Consider the following 15548-nt stretch of genomic DNA (forward strand, 5'->3'; position numbering starts at 1 on the left):
AATCTCCCACTCCATTACAATCTCTTAAATATTTAACATACTATAATTGAGGATAATAAAACCTATCATCATTATTAAAACAAAATTTATTAGTAACATTATATTAATATTAAATTACTACTGTCTCCTTTGTTTTTACAAAAATATTATAATCTTCATTAGGAGTAATATCAAACATCTTCAATAATTTAGTATCATGTAATGAATCTTTTTGAAATTCTGGAATAAAAACATAATTATAATCAATTTTATTATTTAGATAACTTTTAATTGACAAATATTTTATACAACGATAATTATATTTAGCTTTACTAGCAATAGAAGCTGTAACCAATTGAGGAATGACATAATTAGAACAATAATTACTTTTTTTCTTATTCACTCTAATACTACATGCCATTAATAATAGTAATTTTAACATTGCTACTTTTATCTTCGTTACTGATAACTGATTAAGATTTTTCAAAAATGTTGGTGTTAAATCAAAATACTTAATAGAATTATTAACTTTAAAGTCACCAATAAAAAAATTATGTGACAATTCAGTAATTTCTAATTCAGCCTTAACTCCATCTATACTATTAGCTAAATATAAACAAGGAAAACCAGAAATACTATATCTTTCATTTGCAACCAAATTCCTTTTATCAAAAGGAATATGAAATATTTGTAAAATAAATTCATCAATACTACCAATAACTGAGTGATCATTTATAATTCGTCCACGATATAAAGTATTAACAAAATTATTTTTTTCAAATTCTGTACATAAAGTATGACCTAAATATTTATTCGAAAAAAGAAGATTATAAATAATATTTCCTGCACTTCTAATATCACCTTTTTCATATGTTCGCCAAGCTCTTGTAATACTATCTCTTACACGATTAAAGATTTTTATATATGCTTCATCAAAAAGATTATCATATTCCATAATTATCTTCTTTAGTTGTAAAGTTTTAGATAAATATGTTTTATAACTTTGATAATCAAAATCACATTTAAGGACTATAAAATTATTTTTAATAATTTTATTTTCAAAAGATAATTTCATCTTATCCATCTTCTTTTCCTCCTCTAGAAAAAGAAGATTATCGTAACGATAATCTTCTTAATACAATTTATTTGGATATACCCCATCCATAATCAATTCCTTAATACTATCAATTACAGACTGCTTATCTTCTTTGTATGTAACACCAAACCAATTATCTTGAGATTTTAATACAGTTACATCTACTAAATCTTCCTTTAACAAATCGCCAATTATTGTAGGCAATAAATATTCTGCTTTCAAATCATCTTGACACAATTTTTCTAAAAAGATTTTAAATTTCTCATCTAATACATTAAAGATTGCAGGTTGTAAAGCCCACATATTCATTGACACTGGTACATTTAAATCAATATCTATTACCCTATCACCATCTTTTACAAAAGCACTGTTATCACCTTTTTCAATATTGTGTGTTTCAACAATATTAATTAAATGATTGTCTTCATTCACACTACAAATCCCTCTTGTTACACCACCATTATCACTTAAAGTGTTTTTTAAAATAAAGCTAACCATTGCAATTTGCTGTTTATCAGTATTCATTTGGTCATTAGCTAGATACTCATATGCTTCTTGATATGCCTGTTTACCATAATAATCATCTGCATTAATTACTAGAAATGGTTCCTTAACTACATCTTTACAACATAATATAGCTTGTCCAGTACCCCAAGGTTTAGTTCTTTGTTTAAACATTTCAAGATAATCATTAGGTATATTATCTAATTCTTGAAATACATATTCAACATCAATTATTTCTTTTATTCTAGAACCAATTATTCGATCAAATTCTTCCTCAATGTCTTTTCTAATCACAAAAACAACTTTATTAAAACCTGCTTTTTTAGCATCATAAATAGAATAATCCATGATAATTTCACCATTTGGTCCTACTGGTGCTAATTGCTTAATCCCCCCACCAAATCGACTACCAATACCAGCCGCCATGATAACCAATGTAATATTTTTCATACTATCCCTCATTTCTTAGCGTTATCAAAATAATTATACACTATAATAATTTCTTTTTCTAGCTAATGTCATATCTTGTCAAAATAATATGTATAAAATATTACTTCCCCTTTTTATAATTTAGTACTCATATAAATCTATAATATTTTCCCCTTGAATCATAATAATATCTACAAAGTTTATTTTTTTATCAATCAAAATAAGTGATTTTAAATTATAATCTATATTAGTAATAACACCACATAACTTTTGATATTCTTGATTTTCATAATACATTAATTCTACAACCATTCCCTTTTTTAATTGAGCTAACTTATATGATAGATTAGCTTGCTCATCTTTAAAAAAAATTTTTTTATTCACAGATAATCTTTCTTTTTCTTTTAATGCCTCATCTAATCCTTTTAATGCTTCAAAAGCTAAGAATTGTTTAGCACGATCAATATTATTATTCACTATTATGTCCCCCTATCAATTTATTTCTCATTTTGGTTGTTGCTTTATTTTGAAGATTCATTCCCTTTAAGATAGAATTCTTACCATACTTATTTTTAATTTCAAGAATTGTTTCTTGAATTTTTTTCTCTTTTTCTCTTTTTTGATAATCTGTAAATAAATCAACTGATTCATATATATCATCCTTTAATTCATTAAAAGAAATCATTATTTTTCTAATTGAATAATTAGGATTAGTCGTTTTTTTATACAAGTAGTTGAAGCTCTCAATTAAAATTTGATATGAATTAGTAATCTCATTGATCTTTATTGAACCACCCGTTGATTTAATAGCATGCTTTGAATAGCTAACTCTAAGCGTAATATTATTCGTAACCAAATGTTTATCTGCCAGTTCTAAACATTTTAATTCTACCATTTCTTTAACAACTAATAATCCATCATCATAATTATAATCTTCAAATAAAACCTGCCCACTAGATATCGAATTAGATCTTGGTTTATATGCTTTAATATCACTAATTAATGTAGGTTCTTTACCCCAAGCATGATCTATTAAATATTGAGCATTAATCCCAAATTCCTGATATAACTCACTTTCACCAGCATGAGCAAGATCATACATATTAAAAATCCTAAGTCGATTTAATCTTTTTGATATTCCTTTTCCAATCTGCCAAAAATCAGTTAGTGGCTGATGATACCAAAGTGTCTCTTGATAAAGCTGTTCATTTAAATAACCCATATTATTTTTAGTATGTTTAGCAGCGATATCTAGAGCTACTTTAGCTAAATACAAATTTGTTCCTATTCCAACTGTAGCTGTAATACCTGTCGTATTTAAAACATCATCAACTATTTTCTTTGCTAACCCCTCAGCACTTAACTGGTATAATTTCAAATATTTAGTAATATCTAAAAAGCATTCGTCTATTGAATATACATGAATATCTTCTTTAGCAATATACTTTAAATAAACAGCATATATATTTGCAGAATATTCAATATACTTCTTCATTCTTGGTTTTGCAACTATATATTCAATTTCTTCAGGTATTTCATAAATACGACATCTATTTTTAATTCCTGCTGATTTTAATTTTGGACTAATTGCCAAACAAATAGTGCCTTTACCTCTTGAAGGATCAGCTACTACTAAATTAGTATTAAAGGGATCTAAATTTCTTTCAACACATTCAACTGAAGCATAAAACGTTTTTAAATCAATACATAAAAAAATCCTATCTTCCATCATTCCCACTTCCTTTAATTAAATTATACCAGTTTTTATTTTTTTAAATCGTTTTAAAATGCATTTAAACACCGTATTTTAGGTGTTTAAATAAAAAATATCCAATATTATTAATTCCATTGGATGTTTTTCTAGTATATCAACAAAATCTAAAACCTTAGATACATTAATTTTTTATAAAAAAATTAAAATAAAATATCAAAACCCTAAATTTCTCTTTTTTGCTTTTACTAAAATATAAAAAAGCTGTATAACAAAGCAAGCTTAAAAAACCGACTTTGTTATACAGCATAATATATTTCCTTACTAATTAACTTTCACAATATAATTATCATACATGACAATTATTTCTGATAATCTTTTTAAATTTCCACTTTTGATTTGCTTTCTGGCACTTTTCTTTTAAATGGTTTTTTATATGTATATGTTGGTACTAATTCTTGAACAAATGGTTTGATATCTTCTACTTCATTATAAGCTTCTTCTTTCAAATCTTTTAATCTTTCAAAGAATACTTCTTCATTCATTTCAATTGGCTTGCCTATATGAATCAGATTATTTGGTGTCTCCTGTAATCCTTCTTCTTTCATTAACAGTTCTTCATACAGTTTCTCACCTGGTCGAAGTCCAGTATACTCAATCTTAATATCTACATCTGGTTCATAACCTGACAACTTAATCAAGTTTCTTGCCATATCTGCTATTTTAACTGGTTTCCCCATATCCAGAATAAATATTTCTCCACCTTTTGCATATGCCCCTGCCTGCAATACTAGTGATACCGCCTCTGGTATTGTCATAAAATAACGAATAATATCTGGATGGGTTACAGTTACTGGCCCACCTTCTTTTATTTGTTTTTTAAATAACGGTATTACTGATCCGTTTGATCCTAAGACATTTCCAAATCTTACTGCTACAAATTCTGTCTTTGATTTTCTATTAAATGATTGGATAATCATTTCACAGATTCTCTTTGTTGCTCCCATTACATTTGTTGGATTTACTGCCTTGTCTGTCGATATTAGAATAAAACGTTTTGCTCCATATCTATCAGCTACCCTTGCTGTATTCAAAGTTCCAAAAACATTGTTCTTTACTGCCTCATTTGGTGAATCCTCCATCAGCGGTACATGCTTATGAGCTGCTGCATGATATACAATTTCTGGATGATATCTTGCAAACAAGCATTCCATTCTCTTTGTATTTCTTACTGATGCTATCATTACTTCTAAATTTAAATTTTGATACTTTTTTTGTAATTCCAATTGAATTTCATAAGCATTATTTTCATAAATATCTACAATAATTAACTGTTTAGGTTTGTTAGCTGCTATTTGACGACATAACTCACTTCCAATTGATCCTCCACCACCAGTTACCATAACAACCTTGTCAGTTACATACCCCATGATATCTTCTAGATTGACCTCTATAGGATCACGACCTAGTAGATCCTGAACCTCAACTTCCTTAAAATCACCGATACTGATATCTCCATTTAATAACTGATAAATTCCTGGCAGTCTTTTTATTTTACATTTAGTTTCCTTACAAATATTTAAAATATTTGCAAGTTCTTTTTTATCAGCTGAAGGTATTGCTACTAGAATTTCTTCTATTCCAAACTTTTCAGCTGCTTTAATAATTTTATCTCTACCACCATAAATAATTACACCATGAACAGTTCTCCCCCATTTAGAAGGAGCATCATCAATAAAGCACATTACTTGTTTATAGACTTCACTAGAATTAACTATTTCACGATAAACCTTTTCACCAGCTAGACCAGCCCCAACAATCATTACTTTTTCTAATTCTCTTCTTTCTTTAACTAACCCGAAAACTGTCTGCCTTTTTTTCATTCTCAACAGTCTATAAGTAAATCTGCCTCCCCCAATAAACATTGTCAACAGCATAAAATAAATAAAATAACTGCTACGAGGCAAATCTTTACCAGATAATTCAAGAATACAGATATTTAAAAGACTATCTATAACTGTAGCACAAAGAATATTTTTAAGTTCTGAAATTGAAGCAAACTGCCACAAACTATGATATAATTTAAAATAGTAAAAAGTTATTAAACCACATACAATTATTGGCACAAGCATAACAGTTAAATTATTAAAGTACATATTAGGTATAGGACCATTGAACCTAAGTAATAAAGCAATATATCCTGCTAATACAATACACAAAACATCTAATAATATTAAAATAATTCTTCTAAAACTCAACTGAAACTTTTCTTTTGTCTCACCCATTAATTTTTACCCTCCACTTCAAGATAAGTTATCAATTATTACTCAAAAATTATAATATGACAAAAATCATTTTTATTATCATAAATTTATTGTAATAAATCAAGTGCTTTTTTCATTATTTCTTATCTTTCTTAACATTTTCTTTTTTCTTTGAAAAATTTAATATTAAGCAAATTTTTACTTTTTATCCTAATTTATTATAATTGTTCTTATATTTGTCCATAAAATTATTAAAATAAATTTTTTTAATTTTTTAATGATTATATCTTGCAATTTATCTGTTCATAAAGCATAATACTTCTTGAGACAAATTATTTAGGAGGACTTATGGACAAAACAGAATTAAATGATGAAGTTCAAATAGACTTATCAGAATTATTTAAACTTATAAAAAAACATCTTAAACTAATTATTATATTTATGTTAGTTGGAATTATTATCGCAGGTTCTTATACAACTTTTATGATTGAAAAGAAATATTCTTCACAAGGAACAATTCTTTTAAAAGCACAAGTAGTAGATGGAACAACAGTTGATTCGTCTCAATTAAATTCAAATAAATCAATGATTGCTAACTACATAAAACTATTACAAGGGAATAACATTCAAGATAAAATTGCTAAAAATCTAGATATTTCAACAGGCTTGGTTCGTGGCGCATTACGAATATCAAATACTGAAGATACCCAAATTATTGAAATTGGTGCTGTTACAAATGATCCTGGCTTATCTAAACGAATCGTTGATGAAACCATTAGTGTATTTACAGAAACAGTTAAAGAAATGTTAGATATCTCCAATATTATCATCGTTGATAAAGCAGAAATTAATACTGGTCCTGTTTCTCCAAATCTTAAAAAGAATATGCTTTTAGGTGCAATTGCAGGAGTTGCAATATCTTTAGGCTATATTTTACTAGCATATTTATTAGATAGTAAAATCAAAAATAGTGAAACTGCTGAACAAGTATTAGGTTTACCAGTATTAGGAATAATTCCTTATTTTGAAGATCAATCTGAGGATTAATAATGGAGTTTATCGATATTCATAGTCATTATGCTTGGGATATTGACGATGGTATAGCCAGTTTAGAAGATGCTAAAAAAGCTTTAGCAAAAGCAAGTAAACAAGGAATAAAACAAATTATTGCTACTCCCCATATTATACCAGGGACTACTAATAATATTGATTTTATCAAAGAAAGAATTAAAGAATTTATCAAACTTGCTAAAAACTATGATATTAAAGGATATTATGGCAGTGAAGTAATGCTTAATAGTGATTGTTTGACATCGTTAAAAAATGATGAATTTATCTCATTAAACAATGGACCATATTTATTAGTAGAATTTAATCTTACTCAAAGTATTAATGAAGATTGTTATGATCGTCTTTATGAATACTCTTTAAAGCATAAATTAATAATTGCTCATGTTGAAAGATACTTTCACAATAAATTAAATTTACAACTAATACAATCATGGATAAAAGATGGTCATATCATCCAAGTAAATAGTTCAAGTTTTCTTGGTGAAAATGGTAAAAAAGTTAAAAATAATGCTTACACATTATTAGAAAATGGGTTAATTCATGTTATTGCAAATGATACTCATCGAATTACCAAACACAGATATCCAAATCTTAATGATACATATGAACTACTTATAAAGAAATATTCATCTGATCAAATAAAGAAATTAATGTATGATAACCCATTAGCTATTATTAATGGGGAAGATATATTACCTATAGAAATTGATAAAATACCTTGGTTTAAAAGGAGAAAATAAATGTTCAAGAAAAAAACAAAACATGAAAGTAAATCTACTTTATTAATAACTAATCCTAAACAAAAAAATAATAAAATTGATTATAAAGAAATTTATCGTCATATCAGAACTAATATTGAATATTCAACAGTTGGTCAAAACATAAAAACAATAAATATTACATCTGCTGTTCCAACTGAATCTAAAAGTACTACCGCATTAAATCTATCAATGATTTATGCTACTAAATATCCCAAAATTTTGTTAATAGACGCTGATTTAAGAAAACCTGTACAGCACAAATATTTGAATATATCTAATAGTACTGGTCTCACTAATGCGCTAATTGATTTCGGGAAAACAAAACAGATTAATCAATCATATTTTCAAAAAATAAAAGATTCATCTTTTGTAAGTGATTTAACAGTTTTAACATCAGGAGTTAAAGTTCCAAATCCTTCTGAATTATTAAGTAATCCTGTATTTGAGGATTTTATAAAAAAATTGAAAGAAAGTTATGATTTTATTATTATTGATTGTCCTCCAGTTATGATGGTTAGTGATGCAATTCCAGTTGGTAATGTTGTCGATGGAACAATTTTTGTTTGTTCATCAAAATCTACAAATCGTAAGGATGCCAAAGCAGCAGTCGAAGTATTACAAAAAAATAACGTCAATATTATTGGTACTTTATTGACACAAGTTGAAAATGGTGGCACAAATTCTGGATATTATTACTACTATTACTACTAATGGATCAAAAGAAAAATAGTATTGTCTTTATTGTTGTTGTTTTAATTTTATGTGCCATCATTGCTTCAATTTTCTATTATGATCGTAACAGAACACAAAACTTTATTAGTAAATTTACTGATAATAGCAGTGAAGTTGCAAAGAATAATGAAACTGAAGAAACTAACAAAACAGACAACACTGATAAAAAAGATAATACAGATAAAAAGGATAATAACTCTAAAGTTAATACTACAAGCCCAACTATATATTGTGTAGGTGACAGCACTACTTTAGGAACTGAAAATCAAAACAATTCTTATCCAACCTATTTAAACGATTTAGCAAATTTCAACATAAAAACAATTGGTGATAAAAAAATTACCAGCTCTGGATTACTTGTAAAGTTAGGAGTTACACCAGTATATGTTGATAAACTAACAATTCCTGCTTCTACCACCCCTACTCCAATTGTATTTTTAAATCAGGGTGGTAAAGCTAATAACGAACTCTTAAAATGCCAAGGTTCAATAGATAGTGTTACAATTAATGGCGTTACTGGTAAAATTACTTATCGCTATGAAGGTAATACATTATTATTTACTCGTGATCAACCAGGTGAACAAACAATTGTTAATTCGCCTACTTTGATACAAGTGAATAATAATGTAGAACCAAATAGCATTTTGATCCTATATACTGGTGCATATGAAAAAAGTATAAAAGGTAGTTTAGTTAACTATCAAAAAGAAATTATTCAAGCTTTTAACACTGAAAATTATCTTGTTGTATCCTTAACTCAAAATGATCGTAATGAAACTAACGAGTCATTAAGAACAGCTCATGGAGAACACTATTTAGACTTTAAAGGATATTTGTTATCAAATGGTCTAGCGGATGCTGGGATAACTCCTACCGATCAAGATTTACAAGCTATTGCTGAAAATAAAATACCAACAAGTCTTCTTGTAAATGAAATAAATGGTAATGATAAATATTCTCAATTATTATCAAAACAAATTTTAGATAAATTAACTACATTAAAGTATATAAATAAAAATATTATTAAATAATGCAAAAAATCCTTGTTATTTACTAATAAAAAGGATATTATTAAGTATATGGTATCTCAAAAGGAGGAAGAAAAATGAAAAAATTAATAAGTTCATTACTCATAGTTTGTCTTCTTGTAATAACAACTATCACACCTACATGGGCAGTGGGTTATCTAAATGATAATGAAAAAGAATTACTTGTTGCTTTAAAATCTACTGTAAAAGTTGATGGAGCTACACTTTGTTTACAAGCTGCTGATATCAATACAGCTGAAAATTATATGATGCAAGACGGATTTGATTTAACTACTGAGCAAAAAAATATTATTATTAATAACATTGAAGCAACTAAAGCTTATTTACAAGCTAATCATATTAAAGATTTTAGTTCAATTACAAGAAAACAAGCTTATGATATTTTAGTATTTCTTCAAGCAGCTGCAAATGCAATTGGTTTAACAGTTAAATTAAATGCTGCTGATAGAACAATTTCATTCTATGATGGTGATAAATTAGTTTATGTAACAACACAAGTTATTAAAAGAACTGGTTATGATATAACTCAAACTGTAGTTATTGGAGCTAGTTTAGTTGTAGTTTTACTAGGTGCAGGATATTACGCTAAAAAGAAACATCTATTTGCCAAATAATGAAATTCAATCATAAACAACGTAAAATAATGGCACTAATTTTAGTGCCATTATCTTTTACATTTGTTTGCTATATAACATTATACTTACTAATCAGTCCGGCAATTGAGCCTTTGATGTCTATCTATAGCTTAATTTCTAGTGACTATGCACCTACCTTAAATGATGAAAATTCTACTGATTTATATGCAAATAAATTAGTTGCATCCGATATTATTAAAGCATCTCAAATAATTCAACCAACATATGGTGATTTATTTGGAAAATTATCAATTGATTCTGTAAATATAAGAGTAAATCTATATTATGGTGACGGAAGAGAACAACTGCGTAATGGAGTAGGTTTATTTGGTGGATCATTTCTTCCAGGTTTCAACCGAACTATATTAATTGCAGGTCACTCTATCCCCTATTTTGAACCTTTAGGAGATATCAAAATAGGCGATATAATTAAAGTATCTACGCACTATGGTGATTTTGAGTATAAGATAACTGATACTAAAATTACTGATGCTAATGATAGCTCTAACTATGATTTAGAGCAAAAAGAACAAGAAAAATTAATTTTATATACTTGTTATCCATTTGAAATAATTGGTTATAAATCTCAACGTTTATTTGTTTATGCAGATAAAATAAGTGGACCAACTATATTGGAGGAACAATAATATGAGTAAAAGAAGTAATCGTACTAATATATCATTTTTATTGGCTTTATTATTAACAATCTTTATTAGTATATTTATTGTAATCACTGTTACTAGAGTAACTATTATGAATCCTAGTTATTTGATCTCTAAAATGGAAAGTGCTGATTTTTATCAACAGTCTATAGTTAATTTAAATAAACAGATTCAGCAAGAAACTCAATCAACTGGATTTCCTTTAGAAATGTTTGAAAATTACATCGATGAAAAGTCAGCTGATGAAATTATGAAAAATTATATTCAAACTGCTTTTTCTACAGGTAATACAGATATTAGTACAACTAAATTTGAAACAAAATTATCTGAAGATATTGATGAATATCTTAAATCTGCTAATATTATCATTAATAGCGAAGAAAAAACAGCTATTTCAACCTTAAAAACAAATCTAGTTGATTACTTTAAAACATACTTAACATTTCCTTATTTAGACTTAGTTATTAAACTTATTGATTCTTACAATACATATTATTATATTATAGCTGCAATTTTATTGATACTTATTATAACTGCTGGATTTCTTTTATATCGCTTATATAGTCATTATCGTGGTAGAAGAAGATATTTTGCTTATACATTATCTAGTGCTGGGTTAATCTGTTTAGCTCTGCCAGGATTTATATACTTTGGTAATTTTGTTAATAAAATCAGTTTATCACCAAAATACTTTTATGATTTTGTTACTTCAACTATAAATAATTATTTACTTATTTATATTATTATTGGTATTTTAATGATAATAGCTGGTAATTGTATTGCTTATCTAAAATTCAAAAAGAGATAAATAAAAAGATGTCATTTGACATCTTTTTTAAATAAATTATTTTCTTAAACCTAAGCTTTCACAAAGACTTGAATATCTTTCAATATCTTTATTTTTTAAATATTTTAATAAATCTCTTCTACGTCCAACTTTTTTTAGTAAACCTCTATTTGAATGTTTATCTTTTGGATGTTGTTTAAAATGTCCATTTAATTTGTTAATATCTGCAGTTAATACTGCGATTTGTACTTCTGGAGATCCTGTATCTCCTTCTTTAGTAGCATACTTTTGCATAATAGCTGTTTTTTCTGCTTTAGATAACATAATCTATAATCCTCCTCTATTTTAACTTAGCTAACTCCAAGCTATACGTCGAGTATTCGTATATCCTAGATGTTGCCGCAATTAATATTTTATCAAATATTATGATAAAGTCAAGTTAATTATTTTTTTCTCGAATAAAAATAAAATTATTTTGATCAGATTTTTCATGATAAAAATAATATCCCAACTCTTTAAATTCTTTTACTTGTTCAAAGTTTGTAACTCTATTTTTTATTAAAAAGCGTATCATTTCTCCACGAGCCTGTTTTACATATACACCTATTTCTTTAAAAACATTCCCTTCTTTTTCCATAAAATAACATTTAACATAATTAATATTTTGATCTAAATATCTTTTTAATATCCTAGTATATTGTTTTGCCCCCAAGTCTAAAATTTCATAGTCATCTTTAATTAACTCTTGATACATTTTATTCCCCCAAAACTGATATAAATTATTATATCCTTCAAAAGCTAACTTATTATTTAATTCTAAGCGATATGGTACTACACCATCAAATGGTTTTAAAACACCATAAAAACCTGAAAGTATTCGTACATATTTTTTAGTATACTCATAATCTTCATTTGTTAAAATATGTGCTGCTAGACTATTATACTGAATTCCATCATAAGCTAATAAAGCAGGTACAGTATTACTTTTCAAATCAATTTGTTGATAATTTTCATAAGCCTCCTGAGCAATTTTATCACTACATTTTAATAATTGTTTAACCTCATATATACTTAATTTTTTTAAATATTTTAAAATAATTTCAGTTTCTTTTAAAAATACTGGTTCACTTTCAACTTCAAGATAATTAATATCATCTTTCATTCTTTTAGCTGGTGTTATTACTATCTTCATTATCAATCACCTATAATATTTAACCTCTTCCTTTTTATTAATCAACATTAAAATATCTAATTTTAATAATGTTCTATTTTAATTAATTCTAACATGCTAAACAATTATTTTAAAGAATTACAAAAACAGAATAATAATTTTAAAATATTTAAATATATCTAATTATTTTATTTCATAATCATTCTTAAGAAAGTAAAGATTATTAATAAAAGATCAATTAATATAAGAAATTAATTTTCAAAGTTAGAAAATATTGAAAGTATCTTATATTTTAAAATAAATAGCTGTTTTTCTTCCTCTATAAAAAGATTTATACCAAATTATTACCAATTATTATATTAGAATAAAAAGCGCTGATACGTTAAATATAAGATTATTAATTTGTTTATTAAATTTTTAAATACATAATAAAATTTTAGCAGTTACTGACAGAATCGTAAAATGATTAGAAATATTGTCCTTGTAAAAAAGTACCTAAACTCTAATGAATTCAAGTACTATCTTAAATTTACTCATTTCCATAAATAATTTAAATAAACAATATTTTCCTTTTGCCAAGAAGCTTCATTATGTTCTCCATTCTCCGCTATTAATATATAACAGCTAGCCCCTAACCTAATAAAATAATCATTAAAGACTAAAATATTTTTAAGAGTTTTATCAACATTATATACCTCTTTTTTTCCAAAACTAAAATATACCCTAGTATCGCTACTAATCTCTTGATCATTTAATTCAAGCTTTAACTCTTTCATGCATAATGAAATCGCAGGTGAAATACATGCAGCTTTAGAAAAATATTGATTATATTTTATTACTGTATATAAAGCCATCAATCCACCCATTGAACTACCTGCAATTCCTGTACATTCTCTAAATGGATAAGTTCGATATTTTTTATCAATCATTGGTTTTAACTCACTTATCAACCAATCCATCAGCTGCTTACCTTTACCAGTAATTGGTCCAAAATAACCATTTTTTATATCATATGGACAATACTCATTTAAACGCTCATTACCACTATGATTACATTCAATTCCAACAATAATTAGTGGTTTATCATAATTATCCATAAATTCTCTTAATCCCCACGACTTACCATATGTAGCATCTTCATCATAAAATAAGTTATGTCCATCAAACATATACATAACTGGATACCTATCATTATTTAATAAATATCCATCAGGTAAATATACATGAATTGTTCTAATTAAATCAAACGGTGTTATCTTAACATTAAATTTTTCAACCATAACTTCTCCTAATATCCAAATATTTCTACTGCTTTTTTCATTTTTTTAATAATTTCCACTCCAAAAGGACAATTTTTTTCACAACTTCTACATCTTATACACTCACTTGCATGATGTTTCAATACAGCATAATGTTCTCTTACTGTTTCAACTACCTCTTTTTTTGCAATACACAAATCAGTAAACTTATTAATATCAGCAACTGAAATTCCTTTTATACATGGCGCACAATGTCCACAATAAACACAATTACCAATAAAAGAATGTTTAGGAATATTTGCAAGAATATTAGCATAATCTTTTTGACTTAATTCTGCTTTTTCATATTCTAATGCTTCCAGCAATTCATCAATTGTACGACTTCCAGCCATTACCGATACCACTCCTGGTCTTGTCAAAGAATAATGAATACATTGTAAAGGAGTCATTTTCACTTTAAATGGTGATAATTTTTCATCTAATAAATCTCCTCCACCAAAAGCCTTCATTACAGTAATAGCAACCCCCTGACTTTGACATAACTCATATAATTCTTGTCGAACAGGATCAATATTTATTAACGGTTTTTCATAATTTTTATCATCCCATAAATCATCTACTTCTTCACTTGGAGGCAGCATATCATAACATGGATTAATTGAAAACAAAATAACATCGATTAATCCAGTTTTAACTGCTTTAATAGCTATATCAGGATTATGTGAACTAATTCCAAGATGCTTTATAATTCCCTGTTTTTTTAATTCTAATGCATATTCAATAATTTCACCAGTAAATACATTATTGAAATCACTTTCAGCATCAATATAATGAATCATTCCAACATCTATGTAATTAGTTTGTAATCTCTTTAAAAGATCAATAAACCCTTCTTTGACCTCATCAATCTTACGAGTCCTTAAATATTGATCATTTTTCCAAATAGTACAAAGATGCCCCTCAATTATCCACTGCTCACGTCTACCTTCTATTGCTTTACCAAAAGCTTCACGAGCATTAGGATTTGATGAATAAAAATCAATAAAATTAATCCCATTTTCATATGCTTTATCAACAAACAATTTTACTTCATCAATACTTTTATTTACAAATCCTTCACAACCAAGTGCAATCTCACTTACTTTGATTCCTGTTCTTCCTAATATACGATACTTCATATTATCACCTCCATTATATTTTACATGTTAAAGTCAACTTTATGTCAAGCGAATATATATCATTTATAAAAATATCAAAAGTTTATTCCACTATGATTTTCTTGTCTGCTCTGCTGAATCAACATATGACATCAATATTTCCTCTCTTACCTTCGTTTTTTATTATAAAAAGCTTTACAATAATAAATCATTAACATCTTAAGTTACCAACATTGTGATAAAATCAACTTTTTTTGTATTATTCACCAATCATTATACCT

Annotated in this window: 16 protein-coding genes; 7 read left to right on the plus strand and 9 right to left on the minus strand. The window is 26.7% G+C overall.

What is annotated here, in order from left to right; genetic code table 11:
- Positions 1 to 109 precede the first annotated feature (109 nt).
- From BMW96_RS02345 to BMW96_RS02365, 5 genes are all read right to left on the minus strand, one after another.
- Positions 110 to 1063, minus strand: coding sequence for a hypothetical protein (locus BMW96_RS02345; RefSeq protein WP_092352110.1), 954 nt, complete (start codon positions 1061 to 1063; stop codon positions 110 to 112).
- 48 nt (positions 1064 to 1111) lie between these two features.
- Positions 1112 to 2029 (minus strand): nucleotidyltransferase family protein, encoded by a 918-nt coding sequence (locus tag BMW96_RS02350; RefSeq protein ID WP_092352112.1) that lies wholly within the window; start codon positions 2027 to 2029, stop codon positions 1112 to 1114.
- A gap of 120 nt (positions 2030 to 2149) precedes the next feature.
- Positions 2150 to 2485, minus strand: coding sequence for a YolD-like family protein (locus BMW96_RS02355; protein ID WP_092352114.1), 336 nt, complete (start codon positions 2483 to 2485; stop codon positions 2150 to 2152).
- Positions 2478 to 3737 carry a Y-family DNA polymerase gene (locus tag BMW96_RS02360; protein WP_472573226.1) on the minus strand — a complete coding sequence of 420 codons (1260 nt, stop codon included), beginning with the start codon at positions 3735 to 3737 and terminating at the stop codon, positions 2478 to 2480. The genes BMW96_RS02355 and BMW96_RS02360 overlap by 8 nt, the downstream gene beginning before the upstream one ends.
- A gap of 362 nt (positions 3738 to 4099) precedes the next feature.
- Positions 4100 to 6004, minus strand: coding sequence for a nucleoside-diphosphate sugar epimerase/dehydratase (locus BMW96_RS02365; protein ID WP_092352118.1), 1905 nt, complete (start codon positions 6002 to 6004; stop codon positions 4100 to 4102).
- 327 nt (positions 6005 to 6331) lie between these two features.
- Here BMW96_RS02365 and BMW96_RS02370 point away from each other — a divergent pair, with 327 nt between their 5' ends.
- The 7 genes from BMW96_RS02370 (at position 6332) to BMW96_RS02400 (ending at position 11701) form a co-directional block, all read left to right on the plus strand.
- Entirely contained in the window at positions 6332 to 7030 is a 699-nt protein-coding gene (locus tag BMW96_RS02370) for a YveK family protein (protein ID WP_092352120.1), read from the plus strand.
- A gap of 2 nt (positions 7031 to 7032) precedes the next feature.
- Positions 7033 to 7794 (plus strand): tyrosine-protein phosphatase, encoded by a 762-nt coding sequence (locus tag BMW96_RS02375; protein WP_092352122.1) that lies wholly within the window; start codon positions 7033 to 7035, stop codon positions 7792 to 7794.
- Positions 7795 to 8526 (plus strand): CpsD/CapB family tyrosine-protein kinase, encoded by a 732-nt coding sequence (locus BMW96_RS02380; protein WP_092352124.1) that lies wholly within the window; start codon positions 7795 to 7797, stop codon positions 8524 to 8526.
- Positions 8526 to 9578: a hypothetical protein gene (locus BMW96_RS02385; protein ID WP_092352126.1), complete on the plus strand. Its 1053-nt coding sequence runs from the start codon at positions 8526 to 8528 to the stop codon at positions 9576 to 9578. The genes BMW96_RS02380 and BMW96_RS02385 overlap by 1 nt, the downstream gene beginning before the upstream one ends.
- Positions 9579 to 9652: 74 nt before the next feature.
- Positions 9653 to 10210: a cell wall anchor protein gene (locus BMW96_RS02390; protein WP_092352128.1), complete on the plus strand. Its 558-nt coding sequence runs from the start codon at positions 9653 to 9655 to the stop codon at positions 10208 to 10210.
- Positions 10211 to 10326: 116 nt separating this feature from the next.
- Entirely contained in the window at positions 10327 to 10878 is a 552-nt protein-coding gene (locus tag BMW96_RS02395) for a class D sortase (RefSeq protein WP_244881238.1), read from the plus strand.
- A gap of 1 nt (position 10879) precedes the next feature.
- Positions 10880 to 11701, plus strand: coding sequence for a hypothetical protein (locus BMW96_RS02400; protein ID WP_092352131.1), 822 nt, complete (start codon positions 10880 to 10882; stop codon positions 11699 to 11701).
- Between the two features lie 36 nt (positions 11702 to 11737).
- Here the strand turns inward: BMW96_RS02400 and rpsO are convergent, their stop codons facing one another.
- The 4 genes from rpsO to BMW96_RS02420 form a co-directional block, all read right to left on the minus strand.
- Positions 11738 to 12004 (minus strand): 30S ribosomal protein S15, encoded by a 267-nt coding sequence (gene rpsO / locus BMW96_RS02405; protein ID WP_092352133.1) that lies wholly within the window; start codon positions 12002 to 12004, stop codon positions 11738 to 11740.
- 115 nt (positions 12005 to 12119) lie between these two features.
- A complete protein-coding gene (gene yaaA, locus BMW96_RS02410) occupies positions 12120 to 12872 on the minus strand; it encodes a peroxide stress protein YaaA (RefSeq protein ID WP_092352135.1) in 753 nt (250 codons plus the stop codon).
- 512 nt (positions 12873 to 13384) lie between these two features.
- Positions 13385 to 14131, minus strand: coding sequence for an alpha/beta hydrolase (locus BMW96_RS02415; protein ID WP_092352137.1), 747 nt, complete (start codon positions 14129 to 14131; stop codon positions 13385 to 13387).
- Positions 14132 to 14139: 8 nt separating this feature from the next.
- A complete protein-coding gene (locus BMW96_RS02420; RefSeq protein WP_092352139.1) occupies positions 14140 to 15288 on the minus strand; it encodes an aldo/keto reductase in 1149 nt (382 codons plus the stop codon).
- Between the last annotated feature and the right edge of the window lie 260 nt (positions 15289 to 15548).

The organism is Thomasclavelia cocleata, assembly GCF_900102365.1.
GTDB lineage: Bacteria > Bacillota_I > Bacilli_A > Erysipelotrichales > Coprobacillaceae > Thomasclavelia > Thomasclavelia cocleata.

Coding starts and splice junctions, on each gene's coding strand:
- yaaA (WP_092352135.1), bottom strand. CDS start 12,872: ATGAAGATAGTAATAACACCAGCTAAAAGAATGAAAGATGATATTAAT.
- BMW96_RS02380 (WP_092352124.1), top strand. CDS start 7,795: ATGTTCAAGAAAAAAACAAAACATGAAAGTAAATCTACTTTATTAATA.
- BMW96_RS02360 (WP_472573226.1), bottom strand. CDS start 3,737: ATGGAAGATAGGATTTTTTTATGTATTGATTTAAAAACGTTTTATGCT.
- BMW96_RS02395 (WP_244881238.1), top strand. CDS start 10,327: ATGTCTATCTATAGCTTAATTTCTAGTGACTATGCACCTACCTTAAAT.
- BMW96_RS02345 (WP_092352110.1), bottom strand. CDS start 1,063: ATGGATAAGATGAAATTATCTTTTGAAAATAAAATTATTAAAAATAAT.
- BMW96_RS02415 (WP_092352137.1), bottom strand. CDS start 14,131: ATGGTTGAAAAATTTAATGTTAAGATAACACCGTTTGATTTAATTAGA.
- BMW96_RS02365 (WP_092352118.1), bottom strand. CDS start 6,004: ATGGGTGAGACAAAAGAAAAGTTTCAGTTGAGTTTTAGAAGAATTATT.
- rpsO (WP_092352133.1), bottom strand. CDS start 12,004: ATGTTATCTAAAGCAGAAAAAACAGCTATTATGCAAAAGTATGCTACT.
- BMW96_RS02390 (WP_092352128.1), top strand. CDS start 9,653: ATGAAAAAATTAATAAGTTCATTACTCATAGTTTGTCTTCTTGTAATA.
- BMW96_RS02400 (WP_092352131.1), top strand. CDS start 10,880: ATGAGTAAAAGAAGTAATCGTACTAATATATCATTTTTATTGGCTTTA.
- BMW96_RS02385 (WP_092352126.1), top strand. CDS start 8,526: ATGGATCAAAAGAAAAATAGTATTGTCTTTATTGTTGTTGTTTTAATT.
- BMW96_RS02375 (WP_092352122.1), top strand. CDS start 7,033: ATGGAGTTTATCGATATTCATAGTCATTATGCTTGGGATATTGACGAT.
- BMW96_RS02370 (WP_092352120.1), top strand. CDS start 6,332: ATGGACAAAACAGAATTAAATGATGAAGTTCAAATAGACTTATCAGAA.
- BMW96_RS02420 (WP_092352139.1), bottom strand. CDS start 15,288: ATGAAGTATCGTATATTAGGAAGAACAGGAATCAAAGTAAGTGAGATT.
- BMW96_RS02350 (WP_092352112.1), bottom strand. CDS start 2,029: ATGAAAAATATTACATTGGTTATCATGGCGGCTGGTATTGGTAGTCGA.